Origin of the sequence: Streptomyces pimonensis, from assembly GCF_041380215.1 — a bacterium.
GTDB classification, from domain to species: Bacteria; Actinomycetota; Actinomycetes; order Streptomycetales; family Streptomycetaceae; genus Streptomyces; species Streptomyces pimonensis.
Map to the genome: position 1 here is coordinate 15,803 of NZ_JAHWZY010000057.1, position 11,374 is coordinate 27,176.

Consider the following 11,374-nt stretch of genomic DNA (forward strand, 5'->3'; position numbering starts at 1 on the left):
CGCGCCGGGGGAGCACTCGAGCATGACGAGTTCATCGTTCCAGCGCACTCTCACCCTGCCCGCCACGCTGTGCGAACAGGCCGCGCAGCATCTGGAGCAGGCCGCCCGGCGGACCGTCGACGGCGCCGGGATCCCGCTGAAGGCGTTCCGCGCGGCCGCCGACGGCGACTGCACGCTCCCGGTGTCCGTGGTGGAACAGGCGGCCGGCTGTCTGCTGGTCCTGGCCACGGAGACCGCCCAGACCGTGCGGCCCTCGGTCCTGCGCACCACCGTCGGCGTCGCCCTGTGCCTGCGCGACGCCGTGCAGGCCGTCCACCGGCCCGCGCTCACCACCCGCTTCTGGTGAGGGCGCGCCGAATGGTCCCCGCCCGGCGGGGAACCCGGCGCACCTCCACCACCCACACCTCCAGGAGAAGGCATGAGTCTGTTGCGCGTCCTCGGCCGGCCGATGCTGGCGTCGATGTTCGTCGCGGGCGGACTGGATTCCGTCCGCAACCCCCAGAACGTCGGCCCAATCGCCGAGTCCGTCGTCAAGCCCGTCACCGATCGAGTCGCGGTACTGCCGGACCGCACCGAGGACGCCGTACGCCTCAGCGGCGCCGTCCAGGTCGTGGGCGGGCTGCTGCTGGCCACGGGGCGCCTGTCCCGTCCGGCGGCGCTCGCCCTCGCCGTCACGCTCGTGCCCACGACGCTGGCCGCCCACCGCTTCTGGGAGGAGGAGGACCCCGGGCAGCGCATGCAGCAGCGCATCCACTTCCTGAAGAACCTGTCCATGCTCGGCGGTCTGCTGATCGCCGCCGACGACACCGGCGCCGCCCCCTCGCTGCTCTGGCGGAGCCGGCACGCCGCCCATGATCTGCACCGCGACGCCCGCCTCGTACGCCGGTCCGTCCGGGCCGGGGCGGGCCCCGCCGCGGCGGCCGGCCGGGCCCGGGCCAAGCTGTCCCGCTGATCCGCCGGGCCGCGTCGGTTCCCCGGGGGAGGGGCCCGTCGGCGGGTGGCGCCCGGCCGGGCGCCACCCCGAACCGGAGGTGAAGGACACGGGACGCGGAGGCGACGTCATCGACGCACCGGTGACCGGTCACCGGTGGGCGAGGAACCCTTCGACAGGCTCGGGGAACCGCCGCCCGGTCACAAGGACCGCAAGGCGTACGCCGACCGGGCCACCATCGAGCTGACCCGGCCCTCGGTGGCCGGGAAGGCCCACCGCCACCCGGCCGTGCGGGAGCACAGGGGGAACGGGGACGCCGCCGGCCGACCGTGAGCCCGAGGAGCACGTCACGGCCGAGCGGACGGTGAGGGCCCCGGAGGGCCGCGCCGCGGGCGGCCCCGGGTTCGACCGGCTCATCGGCATGCCGACGAGGCAGATCCGCGGGCACGTCGCCGACGAGGAGCGGAACCTGTTCCGGTGCTGCGCGCCTCCCGGGCCCGGAGCGGCTCGGCCGGCTCGGTGACGAGGCCCGGCAGGTGAACAGACCGGCCCCGGCCGCCCTGGGCCAGCCCCCGGCGAACAAACCACCGCGCACCGGGCGCCGGGACGGCGGACCGGGGCCGGGACGCGCTGAGCGGACGCCGGGAGCCCGGCTGACGAGGGGGAGCACAGGAGTGGGGCGGGGCCCGGAGCCCCGACGCCGGGACTCCGGGCCCCGCCCCACCCGTCCCGGTCGCTGTGAGCAACCGCACTCACGCGTCAAATCCACTCCCACGCCGCCCCTTTGGCGTCCGCGCCCCGGTGATCCCAGGCCACCCGGAAACGACTCGGCCGTTCCTTCTGCCACGATGGGCCGCGCCCTGTCCGGGTGACGGGAGCCGCCGCGCAGCGCAGCCGGCGTTCCGCTTCCCGCACCCCTCCGCCGAGTCCTCGGACTCGCCCTTCCGAGTGGCGTCCCTGTGCCTTCTTCACCCACCCCTGCCCAGCCCGAGTCCCGCTCGCCCTGGCGCTCCCTACGGCACCGCAGCATGCGCTGGTGGTCCGTCGCGAACTTCGTGTCCAACGCCGGTACGTGGATGCAGCTCACGGTGCAGAACCTGCTGGTCCTGCAGATCACCGGGTCCGCCGCCGCCACCGGCCTGTCCATGTCCGTGCAGGCCGCCCCGGCCCTGCTCATGAGCGTCCTCGGCGGCGCGGCGGTCGACCGCTGGCCGCGGAGGCTGACGGCCGCCGTCAGCCAGGCGCTGCTGGCCCTGATCGCGTTCACCACGGCCACCCTGGTGGCGCTCGACCGGCTCGACATGACGGCCCTGATGGTGCTGGCCGCCGTCACCGGTCTCGTCGCCACCGTCGACAACCCGGCGTGCGCCCTGCTGGGCAACGACCTCGTCCCCGCCGAGGACGTGCCCTCCGCCATCGGCGTGGGCGCCCTGGTGTTCAACGCGGGCCGGCTCGCGGGCGCCGCGCTCGCCGGCGTGACCGTCGGGTTCCTCGGCACGGCCGCCGCCTACTTCGCCAACGGTTTCTCCTTCCTGTTCGTGACCGCGGTCGTCCCGTTCCTGCGCCCGGCGGCGGGAGCGGTCCGGAGCGTCGCCGAGAAGGGCGCGCGCCCGCGGAGCACCATGACCGTCCGCGAGGGGCTCGCCTTCTTCGTCCGTCGGCCCCGGCTGCTCGCGCTCGCCGGGGTGACCGGCGTCAGCGCGGTCTTCGGCCGCAACTACGGACTCACGCTCGCCGTCCTGGTCACCGGGCCGCTCGCGGGCGGCGCCGGGGCGTTCGGGACGGTCTCCACCGTCCTCGCGGTCGGCGGCATCCTCGGCGCGGTGCTCGGCGCGAGGCTGCGCAGGCCGTCCGTGCGGCTGGTCGGAGCCCTCGCGGCGACGGGCGCGCTGCTGCAGGTGGTGGCGGGGATGTCACCGTCGCTGGCCGTGCTGCTGGTGCTGGTGCTGCCCATGGCCGTCGTCGAGTCCGTGTCCGACACCGCCGGAACGGCCGTCCTGCAGACCGACCCGCCCGCCCACCTGCGCGGACGCGTGCTCGGTGTCTGGGGCAGCGTCGGCACCGTGTGGGGTCTGGGCGGTCCGCCCGCCCTGGGCCTCCTCATGGAACTCGCCGGTCCCCGCGGCGCCCTGGTCACCGGCGGCCTGATCATCGCCGCGTCGATCGCGGCGGGTCACCTCCTCCACACCCGCCGCACCACGGCCCCGCCCGCCCTCGACCGGGCCACCCTGGAGACAGCGGCGTGACTCCCACCCCGTCCGGCGCTTGAGGACGAGGCCCGCAGGGCCGACGGGGGCCGGGGTCACAGCCCCGGGGACGGCAAGGGAAGAGGAGGGGCGGTGGGGGCGAAGACCCTTCCCGCCCCCCGCTCACCCGTCCGGCGCCCGCAGAGCCACCGCCGCCGCCTCAGCCGCCCGCCGGGCCAGCGCGGTCGTGGACCGCCCGTCCAGATACGGCAGCACCACCGCCTGCCCGCCCCAGGACCGCAACACCTCCGCCTCCGGCAACTCCTGCACGGAGTAGTCCCCGCCCTTCACCCACACATCGGGCCGCAACCGTCCCAGCAACGCCTCGGGCGTGTCCTCCTCGAAGACCACCACCGCGTCCACACTCCCCAGCGCCGCCAGCACCCTCGCCCGGTCCGCCGCCGGCGTCAGCGGCCGCCCCGCACCCTTCTGGCGCGTGACCGACACATCGGAGTTCAGACACACGATCAGACAGTCGCCGACCCGCCGCGCGCTCTCCAGCAGCCCGACGTGCCCCGCATGCACCAGGTCGAAGCAGCCCCCGGTGGCGACCACCGTCCCCCCGCGCGCCCGAACCCTCTCCGCCAGCTCGAACGCGTCGGCGGCCGGATCGTGCGCGGGGCCCGGTACGGCCGGCGCGTGCCACAGGTCCGGGTTCCCCGCCCCGCCCGCCGCGACGAACGCCGCCGCGTCGGCGACCGCCCGCTGCAGCGCCTCCTCCGGCAGCAGCCCGTCGGCCAGCGCCGCGACCGTCGTCGCCGCGAAGCAGTCGCCCGCGCCGCACGGGTCCCCGTCCGCCCGGAACGGTGCCGGGATCAGCATCGGCGTACCCCCGCCGGGCCGGGTCAGCAGCACTCCGCGGTCCCCGAGCGTCACCGCGACCCCCGCCGCCCGCCAGCGCTCCGCCAGTACCGCCCCGCGCTCGGCGAAGGCGCCCAGCGAGGCCCCGGACACCCCCGGCGTGTCCGCGCACAGGACGGCCGCCTCCGCCGCGTTGGGCGTGACGAGGCGCGCCCCCGGTACCGGGGGGTCCCCCCTGGGGTGCGGGTCCCACACCAGGGGTGCGCGCCGGGCCGCGTCCGCCAGAAGCGGACGGACGGCCCCCGCGGTATGCCGTCCGTAGTCCGCGACGAGGACGGCGTGCGCGCCCGCGAGCGCCTCGCGCACCGCGTCGTCCGGCTCGCCCGGCGTCCCCCCGCCCCGGTCGATGCGCACCACGGGCCGCCCGCTCGCCAGCACCCGCGTCTTCACCGGCAGCGTGCCGTGCAGCGGCAGCCCGAGCAGCCGGACCCGGCCGTCGAGCTCCCGGCGCACGGCCTCGCTGGCCGGGTCGTCGCCGAGCGCCGTCACCAGCACCACGTCCCGGCCGCCGCGGGTCGCGAGCGCGGCGGCCAGCCCGGCCCCGCCCGGATGCCGGCGGTCACCGGTGACGTCGACGACCGGGGCGGGCGCGTCCGGGGCCAGCCGGGTCGCGACCCCCTCGATGTCCTCGTCGAGCAGGACGTCCCCCACCACCACCAGCGGCTTCGGGCCGGTCATGACATCCTCCCGGGGACGGTCGCCGCGTTCCGTGCGAGAGGCGCGGCCACGGCGGCGTCGAAACACTCGCAGAGCAGGTGCACGGCGACCAGATGCGTCTCCTGGACGGTCGCGGTGCTGCCCGCCGCCACGCACAGCGCCTCGTCCGCGGCCTCCGCCAGCGGGTTCGGGCCGGGCCCGGTGAGCGCCCAGACCCGCAGTCCGGCCTGCCGGGCGGTCACCGCCGCCGCGATCAGATTCGCGCTGCGGCCCGAGGTGGACAGCAGCATCAGCACGTCGCCGGGCCGCCCGTGGGCGGTCACCTGGCGGGCGTAGACGTGGTCGAAGCCGTAGTCGTTGCCGATGGCGGTGACGCTGGAGGTCTCCGCGTGCAGGGCGAGCGCCGAGTAGGCGCGCCGCTCCCTGCGGTAGCGGCCGACCAGTTCGGCGGTCAGGTGCTGGGCCTGGGCGGCGCTGCCGCCGTTGCCGGCGGCCAGCAGCCGTCCGCCGTCGGTGAGGACGGCGGCGAGGCCTCCGCCCCAGTCCGCGATCCGGGGCAGGCCGCCTCGGCAGAAGCCGTCGAGGGCCTCCTGGAGCGACCGGCAGTGCAGCCGGGCGGCATCGAGCGCGGGGTGTTCGGTCATGGTGTTCCGGGCGCACCGCCTCGACGGCGGCGGGACCCGCACCTCCTTCCAGCATCGGACGCCGGCGGGTCAGCCGGTCCCGGTCGTGGCGGGCTCGGCGTCGAGGACCTCGCAGTACGCCGCCTCGGTGGCCGCGGCGATCCGCGCCCAGCCGTAGCGGCTGAGCACCCGGCGGCGGCCGGCCGCCCCGCACGCCCGACGGGCCGCCGGATCGGCGAGCAGGCCGGCCACGGCCCGGGCCAGCGCCTCGGGGTCGCCGGGCGGCACCAGCCGGCCGGTGCCGGGATCGGCGACCGTGTCGAGCTGGCCGCCGACCGCGCTGGCCACCACCGGACGGCCGCAGGCCATGGCCTCCAGCGGGACGATCCCGAAGGGCTCGTAGTCGGCGGGGCACAGCACCACGTCGGCGGAGCGCAGCAGCGCCGGCACCCGTCCGGCGTCCACCCCGCCGGTGAACCGGACCCGGCCGGAGACTCCGGCGTCCCGCGCGATGCCGCGCAGCCGGCGCACCTCCGGGTCGGCGTCGAGGCGGTCCGCGGGGGGTCCGCCGACCACCAGCAGTTCGGTGTCGGGCAGCCGGGCCAGCGCGGCCACCGACACCGCGGCGCCCTTGCGCGGCACCAGCCGTCCGAGTTGCACCAGCCGGTACCGGAACGGGCCGCGCGGCGCGGCCGGGCCCACCGGCGAGAACCGGTCCGTGTCGACGCCGCACGGCACGACGCCGATCCGGTGCGCCGGGACACCCATCCGGTTCAGCTCGGCGACCTCGTCCCGGCAGGTGGCGATGACACGGTCGCAGCCCAGCCCCACCTCGATCTCACAGCCGATCCGCTCCGGCGGACTGGTGTCGGCGAGCCGCTGGTGCCGGCGCTTCACCGTGCCCAGCGCGTGGTAGGTGTGCAGCAGCGGCAGCCCCAGCCCCCGGGCCGCCCCCAGCGAGGCCAGCCCCGACATCCAGTAGTGCGAGTGCGCCACGTCCGGGGTGCGCGCCCGCCACACCCGGGCCAGACAGCGCCCGAACTCGTCCATGTACGGCAGCAGCCGGTCCTTGGGGACCGGCTGCGCGGGGCCCGCCGGGACGTGGTGCACCTCGACCCCCTCGCGCAGCGCCACCCGGTCGGGCAGGTCGGGCGCGTCACGGCGGGTGTGCACGGTGACGCGGTGACCGCGGTCGGCGAGCGCCCCGGCCAGGGCGGCGACATGGACGTTCTGCCCGCCGGCGTCCACCCCGCCGAGTGCGGCGAGCGGGCTCGCGTGCTCCGAGACCAGGGCGATGGACAGCACGCCCGGGGGAAGAGGGCCGGGAGCGGGGGTCATGGGCGCACCTCCGTGATCGGTCGCGGCACAGGCCGCGGCGGAATGTTCGTACGTCCGCTCCTCGGTCCGCGCGCTCCCCCCGCCCCCGCACCGGACGCCACGGCCACGGGTCCGCCGGGGCGCCGGGGGGCGGCCCCGGCCGGGCGGATCACGAGGGCTGCCGTTCGCCGGCCCCCGGGTGACGCGCCGGCGCGGGCGGCCCGGCCCGGTGCGTACGGGGCCGCGCCGTGCGGTGGGCGACATGGCCGCGCACCCAGTGCCAGGTCGCGGCGGGCGGGATGAGCGCGCTGGTCAGGACCATGGTGATGACCTCGTCCCTGGTACGCGGGCCCGGCAGGATCCGGGCGAGGGCGAACTCGGCGGTCCCCGCCAGCCACCCGGCGGCACACGCCACCGCCGCGCGCGGCCGGCCGGACAGCGCGCAGCCCGCCGCGGCCAGACCCGCCGCGGTCACCGCCAGGTGCAGCGGCAGACGGCCCCGGGGAGCCTGTGCCCGCCGCCACCAGCCGTGTCCGTGCAGCCTGGTCATCAGCGCGTCGTCGGCGTTGCCCGCCTGGAGCCGTACGGAGATCCAGCGCCCGGCGGGCCGTACCGGATGGGCGGTGGTGCGGCGGCCCTCGGACAGCGTCCAGCCGGCGTCGAGCACCCGCAGCGCCAGGTCCGCGTCCTCCCGGAAGGCCCTGCGGAACCGTTCGTCAAAACCGCCGACGGCCTCCAGCGCCCGGCGGCGGTACGCCATGTCGGCGGTGATCCAACGGGCCCGGGCGAGCCCGGCGGTGGCCCGCTCCCAGTCGGTGGGCGGCCGGTCCGGCGGCAGGGGCACCTCGATCAGGGCGGTGATCCCGGCGGTCGCGACGCTCGCCCCGGCGAGGTCGAGCGCGAGGTCGTCGGCCCAGGTGGGGCCGGGCACCACGTCGTCGTCGAGGAAGACGATCCACGGAGCGTCCCCGGCGGCCCGCCACCCGGTGTTGCGAGCGGCGGCCGGGCCCCGCGCCCCGCCGGGCACGACGAGGGTGCGCGAACGCAACGACGGCGGGACGGCGGCCGTCAGCGGCGCACCGGCCGGGTCCGGGCGGTCGTCGACCACCACGACCCGTACCGGGCCGGGCCCGTCCGCCTCGGCCAGCGCCCGCAGACACCGCCCGAGGCAGGGCCGGCCGAGCGTCGGCACCACCACCGCGTACTCCCCGTCCGGGGCGACCGGCCCGGTCACCGCACGCCCTCGCCGTCGCCGCCGGAGCGGAACAGATCGCCGCGCCGGATCGCGTACGGGCCGATGGCCAGGAGGTCGACGGGGGAGGAGCCGAAACACTCCAGGGCGTCGCGCGGGTCGTCCACCATCGGCCGGCCCGCCGTGTTGAGGCTGGTGTTGACGACCACGGGCAGTCCGGTCAGCCGCTCGAACTCGCCCAGCATGCTCGCCACCAGGGGCTCGCGCGCCGGATCGACCGTCTGGATGCGGGCGGTGCCGTCGACGTGCACCACGGCCGGGATGCGGTCCCGCCAGGCGGGCGCCACGTCGTGCACGAACAGCATGTAGGGGCTGGGCAGCGGCCCGTCGAAGATCCCGGCGGCCCGGTCGGCGAGCACCATCGGCGCCACCGGCCGGAACTGCTCGCGTCCCTTGACGTCGTTGAGCCGCTCCAGGTTGCCCGCGTGTCCGGGATGGGCCAGCAGGGAGCGGTGGCCGAGTGCCCGGGGGCCGTACTCGCCGCGCCCCTGGAACCAGGCGACGATGCCGTTGCCGGCCAGCGTCCGGGCCACGGTGGCGGCGATGTCGGCCGGCCGCTCGAAGGGCACGGCGGCCGTCTTCAGCCAGGCTCCCAGCTCCGCGTCGGTCCAGTCCCGGCCGAGGTCGGCGCCGGTCATGGGCTCCGGCTCGTCACCGGCGCCGGCCGACAGCAGCAGGGCGCCGCCCAGCGCGGTCCCCGCGTCCCCGGCCGCGGGCTGCACCCACACCCGGGAGAACGGGCCCTCGCGGGCGATGCGGGAGTTGGCGACGCAGTTCAGGGCGACGCCCCCGGCGAGGGTGAGCACGGAGCCGCGGGTGCGGCCGTGCAGCCAGCGCACCAGGTCCAGCAGGGTCTCCTCCAGTACCGCCTGCGCGCTCGCGGCGACGTCGGCGTGGTCCTGGGTCCACGGTTCGTCCGGGCCGCGCGGCGCGCACAGTTCGTCCCAGGGCACGCCGGTGGCGTGGAAGCCGCCGTCGCCGGTCGGGTACACGTACCGGCGCAGTTCGGGCAGCATGCGCGGGGTGCCGTGGGAGGCGAGGGCCATCACCTTGAACTCGTCGGAGGAGCGCAGGAAGCCGAGGTGCTCGGTGAGCTCCTCGTAGACCAGGCCGAGCGAGTGGGGGAGGTCCTGCGCGCGCAGGGGCTCGAGCCGGTCGCCCGTACGGCGGGCGGCGAGGTGCGAGGCGCGTTCGCCGCGGCCGTCCAGCACGAGGACGCAGCAGTCCCCGGCGTCCGGTGCGGCGAAGGCGCCGGAGGCGGCGTGGGCCATGTGGTGCGGTACGAAGCGGACGATGCCGGGGTCGAGTCCGGGCAGCGCGGTCCGCAGGAAGCCGGGGGCCTCCCGCGCGTAGGTGAGCCGCAGGTGGTCCCACGGGTCGTCCAGGCCCATCGCGTCGGCGGGGCGGGCCAGCGCGGGGTCGAAGGAGTAGGCGACCGCGTCGAGGTCCTGGGGGCGCAGCCCGGCCCGTTTCAGACACCAGGCGGCGGCCTGTTCGGGCAGCTCCCAGGCGGAGAACGGCAGCGGACGCTTGCCGTGCTTGCGCCGGGAGAACCTCTCCTCCTCCGCGGCGGCGACGGTCCGCCCGTCGATCACCAGGGCGGCCGCAGGGTCGTGGAAGAGGGCGTTGATACCGAGGATGCGCATGGGCGGACGGGCCTTTCGCGGATCGGGCGGCCGGGTGGGGCCGCGGTGTCCTGGGCCGGCGGGGAAGGCCGCGCTCAGCGGCGTGCTTCGGCGCGGAACCAGTCGATCGTGCGGCGCAGCCCTTCCTCGGCGCCGACCAGGGGCTCCCAGCCGAGCTTGTCGCGGGCCAGCGTGATGTCCGGGCAGCGCACGGCCGGGTCGTCCACCGGGCGTTCGATGTAGCGGATCCCTGAGCGGGAACCGGTGAGCGCGACGACGAGACGGGCCAGGGCGAGCATCGTGATCTCGCCGGGGTTGCCGATGTTGACGGGGCCGCGCATGCCGTGGCCGGCCGCCGCGAGGACGCCGGCCACCGTGTCGTCGACGTAGCACAGCGAACGGGTCTGCAGACCGTCACCGGTCACGGTGAGGGGTTCGCCGGCCAGGGCCTGCCGGACGAAGGTCGGCACGGCGCGGCCGTCGTGGCCGCGCATCCGCGGGCCGTAGGTGTTGAACAGCCGCACGATGCAGGTGTCCGTGCCGTGGGCCTCCGCGTGCGCCGTGGTCAGCGCCTCGCCGAAGCGCTTGGCCTCGTCGTAGACACTGCGCGGGCCGACCGGGTTGACATGGCCCCAGTACCGCTCGTCCTGCGGATTCTGCTGCGGGTCGCCGTAGACCTCCGAGGTGGAGGCGAGGACGAAACGGGCCTCGGCGTCATGGGCGAGCTTCAGGGCGTTGCGGGTGCCGAGACTGCCCGTCTCCATGGTGTGCAGCGGCAGTCGCAGGTAGTCCGCCGGGGAGGCGGGGGAGGCGAAGTGCAGCACCAGGTCGGGCGGCCGGTCGACCGGCAGCTCCCGTGCCACGTTGGCCCGCACCAGCGTGAATCCGGGCCGTTCGAGCAGCGGGGCGATGTTCTCCGGCCGGCCGGTGCTGAGATCGTCCACGCAGGTGACGGCGGCGCCCGCGTCGAGCAGGGCGGCACACAGATGGGAGCCGACGAACCCCGCGCCACCGGTGACGACGGCGTGCTCCCACTTCCGGGATATGACGGTGCTCATGCCGCCCAGCCTGCCCCCCGCCCCCGCCCACGGCACGGCCGCCTACTGCATTCCGGTGAACCACCCGGCGTCACCCCCGGCCGCCCGCCGCTCGCCGCGGGCAGTCGTGCCTCCCCGGCGCCTCGAGGGTCCGGGAGGTACCCCAGGGCGGCGGGGCTACGCTCGAGCGAGGCCGGGGCGGGGGGAACCCCGCAGGCGCCGGGTCGTGTCACCCCTCAGGCCCGCACCGACGCGGGGCGTCCCGTGAACACCGGCCCGGTCACGTCACGAGCGTGGCATCCGGATCGAGCCGCCCGAGAAGCGCCGACCGGTGAAGTCCCGCCACCGGACCGACCAGGTCCGGATGCCGCAACAACGGCGCCGCACCCCGGTCCGACTCGTCGGGCGCGACCAGCCGCCGGAACTCGACGTACCCGTCCCCGCCCAGCGCGGCCACCGCGGCCACCGCCAGCCGGGTGTCGGCCAGCAGACACACCGCCCAGCTCGCCACGACCTCGTCGACCCACGTACGCCAGCCCTCGCCCCCGCCCCCCCGCATCCGCCCCGGTGACCCAGTCGAGCCGCCCGGAACCCCCCGGCCCCGCCAGCCCGACCAGGGCGGCGTCCATCTCCGCCGGATACCGCAGCCGCGCGGCGACGGTCACCGCCTGCCGCGCCTGCGCCTCGCACAGCGCGGCCGCCAGCGCCCCGCCGGGCGCGGGGAAGGAACGTGTCAGCCACTGCGCGGTCGCCGCGATGACCGGGGAGAGATCTGCTTGCACTGTCGGGCCGTCCGAGCTGCCGGGGTGAAAGGACCGCGCGGAA

10 protein-coding genes and 1 pseudogene are annotated in these 11,374 nt (G+C 76.6%); 4 read left to right on the forward strand and 7 right to left on the reverse strand.

The features are described from left to right. Positions 1-22: 22 nt before the first annotated feature. The 4 genes from KYY02_RS31685 to KYY02_RS31700 all read left to right on the forward strand — a co-directional run bounded on the left by KYY02_RS31685 (position 23) and on the right by KYY02_RS31700 (position 3,177). Complete coding sequence (locus KYY02_RS31685) at positions 23-346, forward strand: hypothetical protein (protein ID WP_371244097.1); 324 nt, start codon at positions 23-25, stop codon at positions 344-346. 72 nt (positions 347-418) lie between these two features. Then, positions 419-952: a DoxX family protein gene (locus KYY02_RS31690; RefSeq protein ID WP_371244101.1), complete on the forward strand. Its 534-nt coding sequence runs from the start codon at positions 419-421 to the stop codon at positions 950-952. 135 nt (positions 953-1,087) lie between these two features. Continuing rightward, on the forward strand, positions 1,088-1,264 hold the full coding sequence (locus tag KYY02_RS31695; protein ID WP_371244105.1) for a hypothetical protein: 177 nt from the start codon (positions 1,088-1,090) through the stop codon (positions 1,262-1,264). A gap of 626 nt (positions 1,265-1,890) precedes the next feature. Beyond that, positions 1,891-3,177 carry an MFS transporter gene (locus tag KYY02_RS31700; protein ID WP_371244109.1) on the forward strand — a complete coding sequence of 429 codons (1,287 nt, stop codon included), beginning with the start codon at positions 1,891-1,893 and terminating at the stop codon, positions 3,175-3,177. A gap of 123 nt (positions 3,178-3,300) precedes the next feature. On the opposite strand, the gene rfaE2 is transcribed toward KYY02_RS31700, so the two are convergent. The 7 genes and pseudogenes from rfaE2 to KYY02_RS31735 form a co-directional block, all read right to left on the reverse strand. Further along, on the reverse strand, positions 3,301-4,716 hold the full coding sequence (rfaE2, locus tag KYY02_RS31705) for a D-glycero-beta-D-manno-heptose 1-phosphate adenylyltransferase (protein ID WP_371244112.1): 1,416 nt from the start codon (positions 4,714-4,716) through the stop codon (positions 3,301-3,303). Then, a complete protein-coding gene (locus KYY02_RS31710) occupies positions 4,713-5,339 on the reverse strand; it encodes a D-sedoheptulose-7-phosphate isomerase (protein ID WP_371244114.1) in 627 nt (208 codons plus the stop codon). Before KYY02_RS31710 ends, rfaE2 begins: the two co-directional genes overlap by 4 nt. Positions 5,340-5,408: 69 nt before the next feature. Further along, entirely contained in the window at positions 5,409-6,656 is a 1,248-nt protein-coding gene (locus KYY02_RS31715; RefSeq protein WP_371244116.1) for a glycosyltransferase, read from the reverse strand. Positions 6,657-6,804: 148 nt separating this feature from the next. After that, positions 6,805-7,869, reverse strand: coding sequence for a glycosyltransferase family 2 protein (locus tag KYY02_RS31720; RefSeq protein WP_371244118.1), 1,065 nt, complete (start codon positions 7,867-7,869; stop codon positions 6,805-6,807). Then, positions 7,866-9,533 (reverse strand): carbamoyltransferase family protein, encoded by a 1,668-nt coding sequence (locus KYY02_RS31725; RefSeq protein WP_371244120.1) that lies wholly within the window; start codon positions 9,531-9,533, stop codon positions 7,866-7,868. Before KYY02_RS31725 ends, KYY02_RS31720 begins: the two co-directional genes overlap by 4 nt. A gap of 74 nt (positions 9,534-9,607) precedes the next feature. Continuing rightward, positions 9,608-10,570, reverse strand: coding sequence for an NAD-dependent epimerase/dehydratase family protein (locus tag KYY02_RS31730; RefSeq protein WP_371244122.1), 963 nt, complete (start codon positions 10,568-10,570; stop codon positions 9,608-9,610). Positions 10,571-10,829: 259 nt separating this feature from the next. Then, a pseudogene (locus KYY02_RS31735) lies at positions 10,830-11,331 on the reverse strand (hypothetical protein). Positions 11,332-11,374: the final 43 nt, after the last annotated feature.